This window comes from Bordetella parapertussis (assembly GCF_020735925.1).
GTDB lineage: Bacteria > Pseudomonadota > Gammaproteobacteria > Burkholderiales > Burkholderiaceae_B > Bordetella > Bordetella pertussis.
In genome coordinates, this window is the sequence record NZ_CP085971.1 from 3194817 (window position 1) to 3212350 (window position 17534).

15 protein-coding genes and 1 pseudogene are annotated in these 17534 nt (G+C 68.4%); 8 read left to right on the plus strand and 8 right to left on the minus strand.

All coding sequences use genetic code 11. From position 1 onward, the window contains the following. Positions 1-143: 143 nt before the first annotated feature. Positions 144-1310, minus strand: a complete 1167-nt coding sequence (locus tag LK409_RS15095) for a porin (protein ID WP_003821279.1) — start codon at positions 1308-1310, stop codon at positions 144-146. Positions 1311-1764: 454 nt separating this feature from the next. Between LK409_RS15095 and LK409_RS15100 the strand changes: the two genes are divergently transcribed. From LK409_RS15100 to LK409_RS15110, 3 genes are read left to right on the plus strand one after another with little or no spacing between them, the layout of a single operon-like run. Further along, complete coding sequence (locus LK409_RS15100; RefSeq protein ID WP_010929036.1) at positions 1765-2358, plus strand: TetR/AcrR family transcriptional regulator; 594 nt, start codon at positions 1765-1767, stop codon at positions 2356-2358. A gap of 1 nt (position 2359) precedes the next feature. Then, positions 2360-2794, plus strand: coding sequence for a PaaI family thioesterase (locus LK409_RS15105; protein ID WP_003813949.1), 435 nt, complete (start codon positions 2360-2362; stop codon positions 2792-2794). Continuing rightward, complete coding sequence (locus LK409_RS15110; protein ID WP_003821277.1) at positions 2791-3225, plus strand: NAD(P)-binding domain-containing protein; 435 nt, start codon at positions 2791-2793, stop codon at positions 3223-3225. Before LK409_RS15105 ends, LK409_RS15110 begins: the two co-directional genes overlap by 4 nt. Here LK409_RS15110 and LK409_RS15115 read toward each other — a convergent pair. Genes LK409_RS15115 through LK409_RS15135 form a run of 5 tightly spaced genes read right to left on the minus strand, consistent with a single transcriptional unit; the run spans position 3209 to position 8727 of the window. Then, a complete protein-coding gene (locus LK409_RS15115) occupies positions 3209-4012 on the minus strand; it encodes a phosphatase PAP2 family protein (RefSeq protein ID WP_010929037.1) in 804 nt (267 codons plus the stop codon). The two genes, LK409_RS15110 and LK409_RS15115, sit on opposite strands and share 17 nt — an antisense overlap. Before the next feature lie 16 nt (positions 4013-4028). Further along, positions 4029-4844 carry a metallophosphoesterase family protein gene (locus LK409_RS15120; protein WP_010929038.1) on the minus strand — a complete coding sequence of 272 codons (816 nt, stop codon included), beginning with the start codon at positions 4842-4844 and terminating at the stop codon, positions 4029-4031. Then, positions 4841-5800: a diacylglycerol/lipid kinase family protein gene (locus LK409_RS15125; RefSeq protein WP_003821276.1), complete on the minus strand. Its 960-nt coding sequence runs from the start codon at positions 5798-5800 to the stop codon at positions 4841-4843. Before LK409_RS15125 ends, LK409_RS15120 begins: the two co-directional genes overlap by 4 nt. 44 nt (positions 5801-5844) lie before the next feature. Further along, complete coding sequence (locus tag LK409_RS15130; RefSeq protein WP_003821275.1) at positions 5845-6741, minus strand: LysR family transcriptional regulator; 897 nt, start codon at positions 6739-6741, stop codon at positions 5845-5847. A 27-nt stretch (positions 6742-6768) separates the two neighbouring features. Next, a complete protein-coding gene (locus LK409_RS15135) occupies positions 6769-8727 on the minus strand; it encodes a BCCT family transporter (RefSeq protein ID WP_010929039.1) in 1959 nt (652 codons plus the stop codon). A gap of 202 nt (positions 8728-8929) precedes the next feature. On the opposite strand from LK409_RS15135, the gene LK409_RS15140 reads away from it, so the two are divergent. The 5 genes and pseudogenes from LK409_RS15140 to LK409_RS15160 all read left to right on the plus strand — a co-directional run bounded on the left by LK409_RS15140 (position 8930) and on the right by LK409_RS15160 (position 16097). Then, positions 8930-9598, plus strand: coding sequence for a winged helix-turn-helix transcriptional regulator (locus LK409_RS15140; RefSeq protein WP_010929040.1), 669 nt, complete (start codon positions 8930-8932; stop codon positions 9596-9598). Between the two features lie 122 nt (positions 9599-9720). Further along, positions 9721-10827, plus strand: coding sequence for an efflux RND transporter periplasmic adaptor subunit (locus tag LK409_RS15145; protein WP_010929041.1), 1107 nt, complete (start codon positions 9721-9723; stop codon positions 10825-10827). Positions 10828-10839: 12 nt separating this feature from the next. Beyond that, a pseudogene (locus tag LK409_RS15150) lies at positions 10840-13951 on the plus strand (MexW/MexI family multidrug efflux RND transporter permease subunit). After that, positions 13948-15411: an efflux transporter outer membrane subunit gene (locus LK409_RS15155; protein WP_010929042.1), complete on the plus strand. Its 1464-nt coding sequence runs from the start codon at positions 13948-13950 to the stop codon at positions 15409-15411. Before LK409_RS15150 ends, LK409_RS15155 begins: the two are co-directional and overlap by 4 nt. A 14-nt stretch (positions 15412-15425) precedes the next feature. Beyond that, a complete protein-coding gene (locus LK409_RS15160) occupies positions 15426-16097 on the plus strand; it encodes a helix-turn-helix transcriptional regulator (protein WP_003821266.1) in 672 nt (223 codons plus the stop codon). A gap of 43 nt (positions 16098-16140) precedes the next feature. On the opposite strand, the gene azu is transcribed toward LK409_RS15160, so the two are convergent. Together azu and LK409_RS15170 are read right to left on the minus strand one after the other, a co-directional pair. After that, positions 16141-16635: an azurin gene (azu, locus tag LK409_RS15165; RefSeq protein WP_003813974.1), complete on the minus strand. Its 495-nt coding sequence runs from the start codon at positions 16633-16635 to the stop codon at positions 16141-16143. Positions 16636-16783: 148 nt separating this feature from the next. Continuing rightward, positions 16784-17431, minus strand: coding sequence for a helix-turn-helix domain-containing protein (locus tag LK409_RS15170; protein ID WP_010929043.1), 648 nt, complete (start codon positions 17429-17431; stop codon positions 16784-16786). Positions 17432-17534 lie beyond the last annotated feature (103 nt).

The following is a 17534-nucleotide window of genomic DNA, read 5'->3' on the forward strand; positions in this document are numbered from 1 at the left end:
GGTTTACTTCCGGCTGAACCCAAGCGCCCGGAAACATGATTCAAAAGCGTGAAAAGCCGCCCCGAAGGGCGGCTTTTCACGCGCAGGCACAAAGGCCCGCGCGTCAGCTTGGAATCGAAGCGGAACTTGCGTTCCGCAGCCGATTAGAAGCGGTGACGGATACCGACGCCGACAGCGGTCGACTTGGCATCTTCCAGGAACGCGAAGTTCTTGGCGTACGAACCGTAGGCGTACAGGTTGGTGCGCTTGGACAGGTCGTAGGTGTAGCCCAGCGAGAAGACGTTCATCTTCTCGTCGCCGCCGGTCAGCTTGTCGTTGCTGGGGTCAACCATCTGCCACGAACCGAACACGTTGCTGGCGCCGCCGATCGGAGCCGACAGGCCCAACAGGTAGGAGTTGGCCTTGAAGCCGTCAGCGAAGGTGTTCACGCCGAAGCCGCCGAACTTGTCGCCCGAGGGCAGCGTGACAGCGACCGGGTAGCCTTGGCCACCGAACCAGCCGTCGGTCGTGCGAGCGTAGGCCAGAGCCAGCTTCACGACTTCGAAGTCATACGAACCGCCGATGCCGTAGCTGCGCGGGGTGGCGTCAACTTCGTCTTGGGCTTGGTTGTTCGAGGCGTTCAGCTGGTCGTACGACAGAGCGACGTTCAGCGGGCCGTTCACGTAGCGCAGACCGGTCGTGATGGCACGAACGTTGTCGGCGGTGGCGAAGCCAACGCGGTTGACGGCGTCAGCGTCCTTGTCGTTCGCGCTGAACGAGTAGCCGATACCGAACTGGAAGCCGCTGTACGACGGGGTCTGGTACATGACCATGTTGTCGTAGCGAACGGTGTTCATCGCGCTCATGCCCATGCCGATGTTGGCTTGACCGAAGCCAGCGCCGAACGGATCGATCGAGCCGAAGTACTTCGAGGCGATGTTGGTTTGGCGACCGAAGTCCAGACGGCCCCAGCTTTCGCTTTGCAGACCGATGGTGGCTTGACGACCGAACAGGCGACCGTCTTGGGCCGAGTTACCGTTGGCCGAGCTGAAGCCCGATTCCAGTTGGAACACAGCTTGCAGGCCGTCACCCAGATCTTCCGTACCACGCAGACCCCAGCGCGAACCGTTCTGCACGCCGTTGATCATGCCGAAGCGGCTGTGGTTGTACTTGAAGTCGCTGCCGTCGGCGTTAGCGCCTTTCACCTTGAAATCGACATCGTTGTAGCCGATACCCGTGTCGATGATACCGTACAGGGTGACCGACGTTTCTGCCTGAGCGGCACCGGCGAAACCGGCGAGCAGGGCGGCAGCGAGCAGAGTCTTTTTCATTTAAGAAATCTCCGTTGATTTGAGTGACAAGAGCAGCAATGCAGCACATACCGGCCTGCCGCCCCCCTAACTCCGCGAAGGGAAGTTGACGCTATTGCATCAAAAATCGGCAGGACTGGCTATGGTCAGGCTCAGAAAAAAGCCGGTTTCCCGCCCCATTGTTGGTAAGTTGCAACATCCTGTCCCCTTAATCCGGAATCGCGCGCGGGCTAACCCTAGGGCGGCGCATCGCAATGCAACAAGCTCCTGCCCGCCTGCCCCGCGCCGATCTCCTACCACCCCTGGTGGACGATTCGCCCGACCTCACCAAGTGTGCCCGCGCCCGCCCGCGCCCCGATCGCGCCTGCCGCTGCCGCACATGGATATAACATTGTTATTTTGAAAGAACATTGCTATAACTTGCCTGGGCGACTTGTCGCGTCGCCGCCACACCGTCGCGCAGACAAGGAAACCCATGACCCTGCCCCGCCCGCCCGGCCGCGCCGACCAGCTAGCCTCGCTGCGACGGCAATTGATCCTGGAAGCCGCCGAGCGCGTGTTCGCCCGCGATGGCCTGGAAAACACCACGATCCGCGCCATCGCCAAGGAGGCCGACTGCACGACCGGCGCGATCTATCCATGGTTCGACGGCAAGGAAGCCATCTATGGCGCCGTGCTGGAGGCGTCGCTGCAGCGTCTGCGGCAAAGCCTGGCCGACGCGCTGCGGGACGCTGTCGACGCCCAGGCCGCGCGCAGCGTGATCGTTGCCTTCTTCAATTACTACACGACGCGCCAGACCGAGTTCTCGCTGGGCCTGTATCTGTTTCGCGACCTGGGGCGCGAAATGGACGACAGGCTGAACGCGCGCCTGCGCACCTGCGTGGAGCTGCTGGGCACGGGCCTGGCGCGCACCCGCCGCTGGCCGGCCGAGCGCATCGCCCTGGAAGAAATGAACACCTTCACCTATCTGATGGGCCTGCTGCTGTTTCATACGCGCCGGCTCAAGTCACTGGGCCAGCAGGCCGAATCGCTGCTGGACAGTTTCATCACCGCCCTGGAGCAGCGCTGACATGAATATCCCCGCCGCCGAACCCCGCGCGCGCATGACGCTGGCCGAGTTCCACCGGCTGCTGGCCGACCAGCATCCCTTCGCCCAGGTGCTGGGCATCGACGTGGTCGATATCGGCCATGGCACGGCGCGGGCCGTGCTGCCGGCGCGCGATACCCATCAGCGCCTGGGCGGCATCGTGGCCGGCCCCATGCTGATGGGCCTGGCCGACCTGACGATGTATGCGGCCGTGGTCGGCGCCACCGGGCAGGCCGGCGCCGTGACCGCCAACCTGACGATCCACTTCCTGCGCAAGACGTCCGGCGCCGCCGTGATCGCCGATGCGCGGGTCCTGAAGACGGGCCGGCTGGCCATGGCCGAGGCCATCCTGCGCTGCGATGGCGCGGACGAGCCGGTCGCGCATGTCGTCAGCGCCTGGGCCGTGCCGGCGCCATGACGCGCGGGATCACCATCATCGGGCTGGGGGCCACCGGCAGCCAGGCGGCCCATGCGCTGCTGCACGCCGCCCCGGATGTCTCGTTGACGCTCTACGACCGCCAGCCGCTGCGCTGCGAACCGTTTCGCGGCCAGGCCACGCTGGCCGCCAGCGCCGCCGAGGCATTGCGCGAGTCGGCCGTGATCGTGCTGGCGCTTACCGATGAACGGGAAATCGACCGGACCCTGGAGCGGTTCAGCGACGGCAAGGTGGGCGTGGACCTGCAGGGCAAGCGGGTACTGGACCTGTGCCCGAGCCCGCCGGACTGGGTCCGGGCGCTGGGCGCCGCGGTCTCGGAAGCGGGCGCGGACTACCGCCACGCCGACCCGCGCGAGGTGGCCGGCGAGCGCGCCGGACCGCAAGCGCTGCTGCGGCTCATGCTCGCGCGTTGACGCGCAGCGCCCATTCGGTGATGGCCACGCACAGGGCCAGCCAGGCGGCGGTAATGGCGAACCCCGCCACCACATCGCTCAGGAAGTGCACCTGCAGCAGCACGCGGCTGACCCCGATCGCGACGATCAGGGCCGCCACGCCGGCCAACGCGGACGAACGCCAGCGCGCCGGCAAGGTGCGCAACATCAGGTAGCAGGCAATGCCATAGACGGCCATGGAGGCGGAGGCATGCCCGCTCGGGAAGCTCCAGCCGTCGGCCAGCGTGTAGCCGTGGAGATGGTCCGGGCGCACCCGCTGGAACGCGCGCTTGAGCAGCCAGTTCAGCGCGCCCGCGCCCCCCGTCGCGGCCACGCAGGCGCCGGCCAGCACCCAGCGCCGCCGCCACAGCAGCGTCAGCGTCATGCCCACCGCCACCAGGGTCAGCAAGGTTCGATCGCCCAGGTGCGTGAACCAGGACAGCACCCACAGCAACGCGGCCGGCATGGACAGCCCCAGCGCGCGCGCCAGCGCCTGGTCGAACGCGACCATGCCGCCCTGGTGCTCGACCGAGGCGGCCAGCGCGCCGAACACCCCCACCGCCACCAGCGCCAGCACGGCGAAGACCATGGTGCGGCGGCGGCCGGCGGGCAGGCCGGCGACCAGTTGCCACAGCAACAGCGCGCCTGCCGCGGCCAGGACCGGCGCGGCGACGAAGATGATGATGGGGTGGGCAGCAATCCAGACTGCGTAGGATTCCATGGGGTCAATAGACGAAACGTCGGCCAAAAGGTTCACGAACAGCGGCATCGCGCCGCGGCGAGCGTCATCCGCGCGCGCGATTCAGGGCCAGCACCTGCTGCCCGAAGAGGACGAACGCGCCGCTGTCCGTCTGGAAATCCCAGCGCTGCACCGTACAGGCCGGGCTGTCGGCTTGCGCCGCGTAATCGATCAGGTTGACGGAGTTGGGCACCCTGCCCGGCACGCGCCGCGAAACCGCCGTGCCCGCCTGCACCGCCCAGGCGCGCCGGCCGGCTTCGCCGGCCTTGCCGTGCAGCGGCGCCACGTACGGCAAATGTATATGCCCGCCCAGTATCAGGTCGACACCCGCGTCGACCCAGGCAGGCACGGCGAACTCGCGCCCGATGAGCAGATTGCGCTGGTCGCTCTCGACCATGGCGTGCACCGGGTGATGCAGCGCCACCACCCGCAGCTGGCCGGGACGCGCGTCACGCAGGCGCTGCGCCACCCGCTGCGCCTGCGTACGCGACACCTCGCCGTTCTTGCGACGCGCCGCGCGCGTGCTGTTGACGCCGATGGCCAGCAGGCGGTCGTCCTCGTAGACGGGCTCGAGCACCGCGCCCAGGGCGCGCCGGTAATTGCCATAGGGATCGAACAGGCGCGCGGCCAGGTTGAACAGCGGGATGTCGTGGTTGCCCGGCACCGCCAGCACCGGCCGCTGCAGGGCCTGGATGAAGCGCCGCGCCGCGGCGAACTGGCCGCGCCGGGCCCGCTGCGTGATGTCGCCGCCCAATACCACCAGGTCGGGGCGCAGCGTATCGGCCAGCGCATGCAAGGCATGCACCACCGGCTCGCGCTCGGTGCCGAAGTGGGTATCCGAAATATGCAGCACGCGCATCATGCCGCCTCCAGCCGCTGGCCGGGCGGCGGCACCAGCAGGTGCAGCGGCTCGGGCGAGACCTGGAATTGCAGCGGCGTCGGCAACCAGGAGATTTCGCCATCCATGGCCACCTTGACGCGCCGCCGCCCGCGCACGCGGACGGTCAGGCGGTCAAAGCCGAAGCTGACGACCTTGTCGGCCTCGCCCAGGCGGCTGAACAAGCCGCTGAGCAGCAGGCCGTAAAGCGCCAGGGTGCCCACCGGGCGCACCGACATCGCGACCAATTGCCCCTGCTGCAGCGCCGCCGCCTCGGCGATGCCCAGGCGCTCGAGCTGCAGCGCGTTGTTGCCCACCACCAGCGTGGGCGTGCGCAGCGTGCGCGCCTGGCCGCCATGCTCCAGCTGCAGCGTCAGTTGCGGCGGCGCCCGCAGCAGAGTCACCAGGCCCGACCACAGCGCCACCATGCGGCTGCGCCCATAGCGCTGCTTGTACGCCTCGCGGTCTTCCAGCAATTGCGGGTACAGGCCGAGGCTGGCGTTCACCAGGAACAGGCGGTCGTTGAGCAAGCCGACCTGCACGGGCTCGATGCGGGCGTCGAGCAGGCAGCGGGTCGCGGCGTGCGCATCCTGCGGGATGCCGTGCGCGCGCCCGAAGAAATTGAAGGTGCCTTGCGGCAGGATGCCGAACGGCACGCCCGAGCCCAGTACGGCGCGCGCCACGGCATTGAGCGTACCGTCGCCGCCGGCGGCCACGACGATGCCCCCTTCGGCGCGCGCGCGTTCGACAGCCTGGCGCGCCACGCCCGGCAGCGCCGTGGCGTCGCTGACCGGCATCAGCGTGTGCGCGCGCGAGGCGGCTTGCAGCACATGCACGATGGCGGCCTGCGCGGCGGGCGCGTCATCGCGTCCGGAGCCGGTGTTCAAGACGATGAAAAGGGGCTCGCGCCCGCTCAGGCCGCCGCGTAGGGGTTGGGTCATGCGGTCAAAGATAGCGCAGGCGCGGCGTGCCCCGCAAGACGCGCTCAGGGCAGCCGGCAAGGCGCGGCGAAGTCGACCGACAGCAGCACCTGGTCGCGCATGGCGGCCACCAGCGGCCGCGTATCGTCGCGCCGCCAATGAAAGGCATAGTGCAACGGCACCGGCTCCGGATCGCTGGCGAGGATGCGCAGCGCGCCGTCGCGCGCCAGGGCCTGCGCCCAGTGGCGAGGCAGCAGGCCGATGCCCATGCCTTCGAGCAACATGCCCACGATCGCCCCCCAGTTGTTGCAGGCCAGGCGCGGACCGGCCGGCGCGCCGCCGGCCAGCCAGGGATCGAGCAGGCGCGTGGTGCCCGCCCCGTCGGGCAGCGAAACCAGCGCGGTGCCGGCCAGCAATTGCGGCGTCAGGCTTTGGGCCGCTCCGGCCACCGACGGCGCGGCCACCCACGCGAAATGCGCCTGCCCCACCGGCGCGGACGCGATGGCGCTGTGCGAGGAGGCGCCGGCCACGACGGCGAAATCGAGTTCGCCTTCGGCAACCTTGCGCTTGAGCACCTGGCCGACATCCACATAGGGTTCGAGCGCCAGCCCCGGATAGCGGCCGCGCACGCGTCCGATCAGCCTGGGCAGCCAGGTGAGCGCGCTGAGTTCGCCCACGCCGAAGCGGCAGCGCACGCCCAGCTCGGGCTCGGCGCGCAGGCTGGCGCGGATGCGATCGGCGCTGGCGAGCAGGTCGCGCGCCTGCGGCAGCAGCCGTTCGCCGGCGGCCGTCAGGACCGCGCGATGGCCGCTGCGGTCGAACAGGTCCAGGCCCAGCGCCGACTCGAGTTCGGCGATCCGCTTGGACAGCGACGACAGCGACAGGTGCAGGCGGTCGGCCGCCACCGCGAAACTGGCGCAGGTGGCGGCCCAGTAGAAGGCTTCGAGTTGCTTGAGCGTCATGCGGCGATTGTAGGAGCCGCGCGGGCGTCAATGCACCACGTGCAGATAGTGGCGGTGGCGCTCGTACTGGTCGAGGATGTCGCCGATCACCTCGTCACGCGTCCAACCCATGATGTCGTAGTCCTGCCCCCCCTCGCGCAAGTGCACTTCGGCGCGGAAGTAGCGGCGCTCCTCCTCGTCGTTGGCCTCCTGGGGCGTCAGGCTGGGGCGCACCTCGGAGCGCGGGTAGACGGCATAGGAGAAGTCCAGGTAGACGCCATGCGACACCTCCAGCCTGACCTCGCTCTCCTCGCCGTCGACCACCTGGGCCTCGTAGCCCTCCTTGCGCAAGGCTTCGGCCACGTCGTCCATGGCGGGACGCACCACGTCCGAAATGAAGCGCAGCACATGCGCGCGGCGCGGCATCATCACGATGTTGCGCAGGCGGTGCTCCCAGTTCTGGCCGCGCACCGGCTGGGTGCGCGTGATGGTGCGATGAAGCAGGCTGCGCTTGGTGGCGTCCAGCCTGAGCGCCTTGAACAGCCCCCACAAGGCCAGCAGCAGGATGATCGAGAACGGCAGCGCGCTGGCGATGGTGGCCGTCTGCAGCGCCTGCAGGCCGTCGGCCAGCAGCAGCGCGATGGCGACCACGCCCATCAGGGTGGACCAGAAGATGCGCTGCCAGACCGGCGTGCTCTCGACGCCGCCTGACGCCAGCTGGTCCACCACCAGCGCGCCCGAATCGGCCGAGGTCACGAAGAACACCACCACCATCACGATCGCCACGACGGAAGTCACGCTCCCCCAGGGCAGGTGCTCCAGGAAGGCGAACAGCGCCAGCGAACTGTCCGCCCTGACCGTCTCCGCCAGGCCGCCCACGCCTTCGACCAGCACGGCGTGGATGGCGGCATCGCCGAACACCGTCATCCAGAACAGGGTGAAGCCGGCGGGCACCAGCAATACCCCGCCCACGAACTGGCGGATGGTGCGCCCGCGCGAGATCCGCGCGATGAACAGGCCCACGAAGGGCGACCACGCAATCCACCAGCCCCAGTAGAACAAGGTCCAGCCGCCGATCCAGTCGGTCGGCTCATAGGCATAGAGGTTGAAGGTCTTGTTGACGATATCCGAGAGGTACGCGCCGGTATTCTGCACGAAGGTCTGCAGCAGGAACACCGTGGGCCCCAGCACCAGCACGAACAGCAGCAGCACCACCGCCAGCAGCAGATTGGCCTCCGACAGGATGCGGATGCCCCGGTCCAGCCCGCTGGCCACCGAAATCGTGGCCAGCCCGCAGCTGATGACGATGAGAATGATCTGCGTCGGTATGCCGACCGGCACGCCGAACAGGTGGTTCAGGCCGCTGTTGATCTGCGCCACCCCCAGGCCCAGCGACGTCGCCACGCCGAACACCGTGCCGATGATGGCGAAGATGTCGACGGCATGGCCGATCGGGCCGTAGATGCGCTCGCCGATCAGGGGATAGAGGGCCGAGCGCAGGGTCAGCGGCAGGCCATGGCGAAAACAGAAGAAGGCCAGGACCAGCGCCACGCTGGCATAGATGGCCCAGGCGTGCAGGCCCCAGTGGAAGAAGGTGATCTTCATGGCCTCGCGCGCCGCCAGCGCGGTGCCGCCCTCGCCCACCGGAGGATCGATGAAGTGCATGACCGGCTCGGCCACGCCGAAGAACATCAGGCCGATCCCCATGCCGGTCGAGAACAGCATGGCGAACCAGGTGATATCGCGGTAGTCGGGCTCGCTGTGGTCCGGCCCCAGCTTGATATTGCCGTAGCGGCTGACCGCCACGAAGATGACCGCCAGCAGGATGATGGCCACGGTCAGGATGTAGAACCAGCTGGCGTTGCCCAGGATCCAGGCCTGGATCACGTTGAAGAAGTCCTGGGCGGTGGCCGGAGCGGCGATCGTGAAGACGACCAGCAGCAGGATGAACAGCGCCGAGGTCAGAAACACCGGCTTGTTGATGGTCGGCTTGAGTTCGTTTTGCATGCGCGCCTCTGGTCGATGGTCATCGGCTGCCCCCGCAGCCCCGTACCGGCCCTATTACTAACACACGGCACCGGACCTGCCTAGGTGTGGCGCCGCCTCGCGCGCCGGACTGGTAATATCGGCGCAATACTCCTGATAGCGGAGTCAATGGTCCTATTTTGGAACCGCATACTGGCGGGCAGGCAAGCCCGGCGGCACAGGCATGGCAGGCAAACGAAGCTATGAAGATGGGTGCGCGGGCGCCCATGCACTGGATCTGGTCGGCGAGCGCTGGGCGCTGCTGGTCGTGCGCGAGCTGTTGCTCGGCCCCAAGCGCTTTACCGACCTGCGCAAGGGATTGCCGGGCATCAGCCCCAATGTACTGACGCAGCGCCTGACCGAGCTGGAGGCCGTCGCGGTGCTGCGCCGCCGCAAGCTGGACCCGCCGGCAGGCGCCTGGGTCTACGAACTGACGGACTGGGGCCGCGAGCTGGAGCCGGTCATCCTCCAGCTGGGCAAATGGGGCGCTCGCTCGCCGGCCCTGCCGCGCGAGGCCGGGCTGAGCGTGGACTCGCTGGTGCTGTCGTTTCGCGCCATGTTCGACCCGCGCGCGGCCGCCCGCCTGAGCGCCACCTACGAACTGGTGCTGGACGGCCAGCATTTCTGGGCCCGGGTGGAAAACGGCCAGATCGCCCTGCTGCGCGGCCGGCCGCCGGCGCGGCCCGATGCGACCATCGAAGGCTCCCCCAACGCGCTGGCGGCGCTGGTGTACGACGATGGCGACCTCGATGCCGCCGTTGCGGCCGAGCAACTACGCTACAGCGGCCCGCGCGCAAGCATTGCGCGCTTTCTCGGCTTGTTCACGCTGCCGGAACCCGCCGCGCAAGACTGAATCGCCCCCAAAACCCAAGCCACAATAACCCCACAAGGTCTGTCGGATTATCTTTAATTTCTTGACGGCAATCTCGCTTTGACTAATTATCCAAGAACATTCTTTGATAATTAGGTTGCGTCATGAAAAGCAAGAAAGGGACGCTGGCGGCCGGCATCGTGGCCGCCGTGGCAATAGCGGGAGGTGCGTGGCTGTACCTGCGTGACGCGGGCTCGGCGCCGGCCTGGACGATGGCTCCCGTCAAGGTCGCGGCCGCCCCCGCGGCGCTGGGACCGCTGCCGGTAACGCTGGCCGGCATCGGCACGCTGCAGGCCAGCCGCCAGGTGGTCATTCCCGCCGAAGTGGACGGGCGCATCGCGCGGATCGCCTTCGAGTCGGGCCAGGCGGTGCAGGCCGGCCAGGTATTGGCGCAATTGAACGATGCCCCCGAACAGGGCGACCTGGCGCGCCTGCAGGCGCAACTGCGCAACGCGCGCAGCGTGCTGGAACGTACGCGCCGCCTGGTGCCGCAGCAGGCGGCCACCGCCGAGCAGCTGGACCAGGCCCGCGCCGCCTACGACCAGGCTGCCGGCGAGGTGCGCCGGGTGCAGGCCCTGGTCGAGCAGAAGCAGGTCAAGGCGCCTTTCGACGGCGTGCTGGGGGTGCGCCGGGTCGACCTGGGCCAATTCGTGCGCGCCGGCGAACCGGTCGTGTCGCTGACCGACGCGCGCACCATGTACGCGGACATCACGCTGCCGGAACAGGCGCTGCGCGACATCAGGACCGGCCAGGCCGTCAGCGTAGGCGTCGATGCGTATCCGGGCCGGGCGTTCGACGGCGTGGTCAGCACCATAGAACCGCAGGTGTCGGCACAGGCCCGCACCCTGCTGGTGCGCGCCACCCTGCCCAATCCCGACGGCGTGCTGGCGCCCGGGATGTACTTGAATGCCCGCGTGGCGCTGCCCGAACGCCCCGGCGTCATCACCGTGCCGGAAACCGCGGTGAGCTACAGCGCCTACGGCGACTCGGTCTACGTCGTGGACGACACCGTCCGGCCCGCGACGGTGCGGCAAGTGTTCGTCAAGACCGCCGAGCGGGTGGACAGCCGCATCGTGGTGACCGAGGGGCTGCAGGCCGGACAGCGGGTCGTGACCTCGGGCCAGCTGCGGCTGCACAACGGCGCGGCGGTCGAGGTCTCCGGCCAGGACACGCTGGCCGCCGGCGGCGCCACGGCGCTGGCCAGCCATTGAACGGGGCCGACCATGACATTCACCGACCTGTTCGTGCGCCGCCCGGTGCTGGCCCTGGTGGTCAGCACCCTGATCCTGCTGCTGGGCCTGCGCGCCACCGGCGAGCTGCCGGTGCGCCAGTACCCGCTGACCGAAAACACCACCATCACCATCACCACCCAGTACCCGGGCGCCTCGCCCGAACTGATGCAGGGCTTCGTGACCCAGCCCATCGCCCAGGCGGTGGCGACGGTCGAGAACATCGACTATCTCTCGTCCTCGTCCACCCAGGGGCGCAGCCTGATCACGGTGCGCATGAAGCTGAACGCCGATTCCAACAAGGCGCTCACCGAGATCATGGCCAAGGTCAACCAGGTCAAGTACCGGCTGCCGCAGGAGATCTACGACCCGGTATTGGCCAAGTCCTCGGGCGAGGCCACGTCGGTGGCCTACGTGGGCTTTTCCAGCAAGACCATGCCGATTCCCGCGCTGACCGACTACCTGCAGCGCGTGGTGCTGCCGCAGCTCTCGTCCATCGACGGCGTGGCCAGCGTGGACCTGTACGGCGGCCAGACCCTGGCGATGCGCGTCTGGCTCGATCCGGCCCGCATGGCCGCGCGCGGCATCTCGGCGGGCGAGATCGCGCAGGCGCTGCGCGACAACAACGTGCAGGCCGCGCCCGGCCAGACCAAGGGGCTGTACGTGGTATCCAACATCCAGGTCAACACGGACCTGAACAGCCTGGCCGATTTCCGCGACATGGTGGTGCGCCAGGTCGACGGCGCCATCGTGCGGCTGGGCGACGTGGGCACGGTGGAGCTGGGCGCCGCCTCGTACGACTCCAGCGCCCGCATGGACGGCGAGAAGGCCGTCTACTTCGGCCTGAACGCCACGCCGGTCGGCAACCCCCTGACCATCGTCGAACGCATCAACGCCCTGCTGCCGGGCATCAAGCAGAACCTGCCGCCTGGCGTCGAAGTGCAGGTTCCGTTCGAGCTGGCGCGCTTCATCAACGCCTCGATCGACGAAGTGCGCAATACGCTGCTCGAGGCGGTCCTCATCGTGGTGGCGGTGATCTTCCTGTGCCTGGGTTCGCTGCGCGCGGTGCTGGTTCCGGTGGTGACGATTCCGCTGTCCATGCTGGGCGCGGCCGCCATCATGCTGTCCCTGGGCTTCTCCATCAACCTGCTGACGCTGCTGGCGATGGTGCTGGCCATCGGGCTGGTGGTCGACGACGCCATCGTGGTGGTGGAGAACGTGCACCGCCATATCGAGGAAGGCAAGTCGCCGGTGCACGCCGCCCTGGTCGGCGCGCGAGGTGGCCGGGCCGGTGATCGCCATGACCCTCACCCTGGCCGCCGTGTACGCGCCCATCGGCCTGATGGGCGGGCTGACCGGCTCGCTGTTCAAGGAGTTCGCCTTCACGCTGGCCGCGGCCGTGGGCGTGTCGGGCGTGATCGCCCTGACCCTTTCGCCCGTGATGAGTTCGTTCCTGCTGAACAGCCGTGTCTCCGAAGGCTGGATGGCGCGCAAGGCCGAGCACTTCTTCCAGCGCCTGGGCGACGCCTATGGGCGCGTGCTCGACGTCTCGCTGCGCCACCGCTGGGTGACCGGCCTGATCGCCGCCGTGGTACTGGCGAGCCTGCCGGTGCTGTACGGCAGCGCGCAGCGCGAACTGGCGCCCGTGGAAGACCAGGCCATGATCCTGACCGCCGTCAAGTCGCCCCAGCACGCCAATATCGACTACGTCGAGAAGTTCGGCCAGAAGTGGGACGCCGTCATGCAGGAGATTCCCGAGCAGAACGGCCGCTGGCTCATCAACGGCTCGGACGGCGTGGCCAACAGCATCGGAGGGGTGAACCTGGTCACCTGGCAGGCGCGCAAGCGCTCGGCCGACGAGATCCAGGGCGATCTGCAGAACCGCGTCAACGCGATCGAGGGCAGCAACACCTTCGCATTCCAGCTGCCGTCGCTGCCCGGTTCGACCGGCGGCCTGCCGGTGCAGATGGTGCTGATGAGCGCGGCCGACTACCGCGTGGTCTACGACGCCATGGAAACCCTGAAACAGGCCGCGCGCGCAAGCGGCCTGTTCATGGTGGTCGACAGCGACCTGGACTACAACAATCCGGTGGTGCGGGTGGACATCGACCGCGCCAAGGCCAACAGCCTGGGCGTCACCATGAAGGCCATCGGCGATACGCTGGCCGTGCTGGTGGGCGAGAACTACGTCAACCGCTTCGGCATGGACGGACGCTCGTACGACGTGATACCGCAAAGCCCGCGCGGCATGCGCCTGACGCCGCAATCGCTGGGCCAGTTCTATGTCAAGAGCGCCAGCGGCGCGCAGGTGCCGCTGGCCACGCTGGTGAAGATCTCGATGGGCGTCGAACCCAACCGGCTGACCCAGTTCGACCAGCTCAATTCCGCCACGTTCCAGGCCATTCCCATGCCCGGCGTGACCATGGGCGACGCGGTGCAGTTCCTTACCGAACAGGCGCGCCTGCTGCTGCCCGGCTCCAGCCATGACTGGCAGTCCGATGCGCGCCAGTACAGCCAGGAAGGCTCGGCGCTGGTGGTGACGTTCCTGTTCGCCATCATCGTCATCTATCTGGTCCTGGCCGCCCAGTACGAAAGCCTGCGCGACCCGCTGATCATCCTGATCAGCGTGCCGATGTCGATCTGCGGCGCGCTCATTCCGCTGGCGCTCGGCATGGCCACCATCAACATCTATACCCAGATCGGCCTGGTGACCCTGATCGGCCTGATCAGCAAGCACGGCATCCTGATGGTGGAGTTCGCCAACGAGATGCAGGCGCATGCCGGACTGGACCGCCGCGCCGCCATGGAACGGGCCGCGCGCATCCGGCTGCGCCCCATCCTGATGACGACGGCCGCCATGGTGGTGGGCCTGGTGCCGCTGCTGTTCGCCAGCGGCGCCGGCGCGCACAGCCGCTTCAGCCTCGGCCTGGTGATCGTGGTGGGCATGCTGGTGGGCACCCTGTTCACCCTGTTCGTGCTGCCCACCATGTACACCCTGCTGGCGCGCGACCACCGCGCCGCCGGCCAATCCGCGCGCGCCCGCGAACTGGCGCGGCTGGACGCCCAGGCGGGCGCCGCCTCCCCCGCACACGAGACCGCATCATGACGCATCCCGTCCCGACGACCTTTGCACGTACCGCCGGCGCGCTGCTTGCCGCGCTGGCGCTGGCCGGCTGCGCCGTAGGGCCGCAGTACCAGGCGCCCACGCCCGCGCCGGTGAAGCTGGCCAGCCCCGAACAGGCGCTGTTCTCGGCCGACCGGTTGCAACGCGAATGGTGGCGCCAGTTGCAGGATGCCCGGCTGGACGCGTTGATCGGCCTGGCGCTGGCGCGCAACCTCGATATCCGCCAGGCGCAGGCGCGCCTGCGCGAAGCGCGCGCCGCGCTCGACGAAAAGGAACTGGACCGCTGGCCGACCGTGACCGCGGCCGGCGGCTACACGCGCAGCCTGTCGCAGATCAACCCCGGCCCCGACCAGCGCAACCTCGCGCAAAGCTACCGCGCGGGCTTCGACGCGACCTGGGAAATCGATCTGTTCGGCCGCCTGCAGCGACGGGCCGAGGCCGCGGCCGCGCGCGACCAGGCCGCCGCCGCCGACCTGGCCCAGACGCGCCTGGTGGTGGTGGCCGAGCTGGCACGCAACTATTTCGAGATGCGCGGCGCCGAGCAACGGCTGGCCATGGCGCGCGCCAACCTCGCCACCCAGCAGGAGACGCTGCGCGTCACCGCGGCGCTGGTGGAAACCGGCCGCGGCTATGCCGGCGACCTGGCCAGCGCACGGGCCGAGCTGGCCGGCACGCGGGCGCTGCTCGCGCCGCTGGAGACGCAACGGCGCCTGGCCCAGTACCGCATCGCCGTCCTGGCGGCCATGCGGCCGGCCGAACTGGGCGAGCTGCGGCAGGAGCAGCCGCTAGCGCCGCTGGCCGCGCAATTGCCCATCGGCGACGTGGCCATGCTGCTGCAACGCCGTCCCGACGTGCGCGCCGCCGAGCGCCTGCTGGCCGCCACCAACGCCGACGTCGGCGCCATCACCGCCGAACTGTATCCGCGCATCGACCTGGGCGGGTTCCTCGGTTTCATTGCCTTGCGCGGCGGCGACCTGGGCCAGGCCAGCAGCAAGGCCTTCGCGCTGGCGCCGACGATCAGCTGGCCGGCGTTGCACCTGGGCAGCGTCCAGGCGCAACTGCGCGCGGGCCAGGCCCGGCACGACGCGGCGCGGGCGCGCTACGAACAGGTGGCGCTGCAGGCCATCGAGGAAGTGGAAGGCGCGTTGACGCGCTATGGACAGAACCAGCAGCGGCTGCGCGACCTGCTTGACAGCGCCACGCAGAGCCAGCGCGCCGCCGACCTGGCGCAAACGCGCTATCGTGAAGGGGCCGCGCCTTATTTGACGGTGCTGGACGCGCAGCGTACTCTTTTGCGCGCACAGGATGCCGTGGCGCAATCCGAGTCGGAGTCCTATACCAGCCTGGTCGCGCTCTACAAGGCCCTGGGCGGAGGCTGGAATACCGACGCCGCCGCGCCCGCCCGTTCCGACCGCACCGCCGCCCTGCCGGCCAGCCCCTGAGACGCCCAACCGCCATGTCCGATCAATCCGCCCCTGTCAGCACGCACTGGGTTCCGCACCAACCGGCCGAGCGCATTCTCATGACGCTCAAGACGCGCGGCCCGCAAGGCATCGCGGCCATCGCCGAGGTGCTGGACGTGACGGCCGAGGCGGTGCGCCAGCAGATGGCGCGCCTGCAGGTCGAAGGCCTGGTGGACGCCGAAACGCGTTCGGCCGGCCGCGGCCGGCCCACCCAGATATGGCGGCTGACGCAGGCCGGCCATGCGCGCTTTCCCGACATGCACGCCGAGATGACGGTGCAGATGCTGGGCGCGGTGCGCCAGGTTTTCGGCGAAAGCGGGATAGACAAGCTGATCGGCGCGCGCGAGGCCAGCATGCGCGCCAGCTACGCCGAGGCCATGCAAGGCGCCGACGGCCTGCGCGAGCGCCTGGAGCGCCTGGTGGCCGTGCGCAGCCGCGAGGGCTACATGGCCGAATTGGTCGCCACCGACGATGGCTACCTGCTGGTGGAGAATCACTGTCCCATCTGTGCGGCCGCGCAAGCCTGCATGGCCTTCTGCCGCAGCGAACTGGACCTGTTTCGCGAGATCATCGGCCCGCAGGCGCAGGTCGAGCGGGCCGAGCACATCCTGGCCGGCGCGCGCCGCTGCGCCTATACGGTCCGGCCGCTGCGCCAGGCTGCCTGACAGCGCGCCCCGGCGGCAGCGCCGCCAGGGTCGGCGCCGGCGCTCAGTCGACCAGTTTGAGGGTGCCCTTCATGAGGGCGCCATGGCCGGGGAACGAGCAGAAGAACGTATAGTCATCGCCCGCGGCCAGCTTGGCCACGTCGAACGTCACCGAATCCGACTCGCCGCCGCCCAGCACCTTGGTGTGCGCCAGCACGCGCGTATCGCCGGCCTTCAGGTACTGGTTGTCCAGGCCCGCGGCTATGCCATCCTTCTCGACCGCCTGCATGTCGGCCGTCTTGGTCAGCACCCAGTTGTGCCCCATCACGTTGCGGGGCAGCTTGCCGGTGTGCTTGAGGTTGACCGTGAATTGCTTGCACGACTTGCTGACCTCGATGGCCTTCTTGTCGAATTGCATCTGGTCCGTGCCGGCAATGTCCACCGAGCATTCGGCCGCGAGAACCGGCGCGCTGAACGCCGCCATCAAGGCCATGCCACCCAATACCTGCTTGAACATAACGTCCTCCATCAACACATTGTGCGACGCGCGACCGCGCATCGGGCAATCCCTACTTTACGCCCCCGCGCGCGCAAAGGGAAAGGCGCGCGGCTCGCCCGTTTGCGCGCCATCAAACAATGCGGCCGGCCCGCGCCATGCCGCGCGATCCATGCTGCAACCAGGGGACCAGAGGAATAGTGGCGCAGGCCTACATCTCGCCCAGGCGCATCAGACGCCGGATGTGATCGCGCTGCGCACGCAGGCGCGGCAACACCTCGGCCTCGATGCGCGGCATGTCGTAGTCGTCGTCGTTGACGGACAGGCCCAATGAAAGACCGCGCGCCTGGCTGGAGAAGAGCGCAACCCCCACGGTGGTGACCTTGCGCTCGGGGTACCGGGCGATCGCCCACTGGTCTTCGGGCAGGTCCAGCGCCGAGCACAGCGCGCTGGCCGGCGGCAGCGCATTGCCCACGCGCAGATTGACCACCAGGATCTTGCGCCGCTCGGCTTCCGAGCTGGCCCGCGCAATGATGATGGCCTCGTTCTTGCTGCGCTCGCCGATATTGGCCGTGCCCGCGCATTGATCCGCCAGCTCCTGCAGGGCGGACTGGATCACATCGTTGACCCCGGTGTTGGCCAGCGCGGCAAAGCCGATCTCCAGCAGTTGGGGCGTCAACGACCACAACGTGCCTTCCTTGCGCACATAGCCTTCGCTCTCGAGCGTGGTCAGAAAGCGCAGCACGGTGGAATGCGGCAGGTCGACCGCCTTGGACAAGGCGGTGAGCGATTGCCCCGGGCCGCTGCGGAAACTGCGCAGCAGCGCTAGACACCTCTGGACCGAGCGATTATCATTCATTTGACCACTGCATGAAAATATTGTTCACCTAGCGGAAAGTTTAAACGGCTCGCGGGCACTTTGCAAGCGTTTATCGGCTTTGCGCGACATCGATGGGGGCACC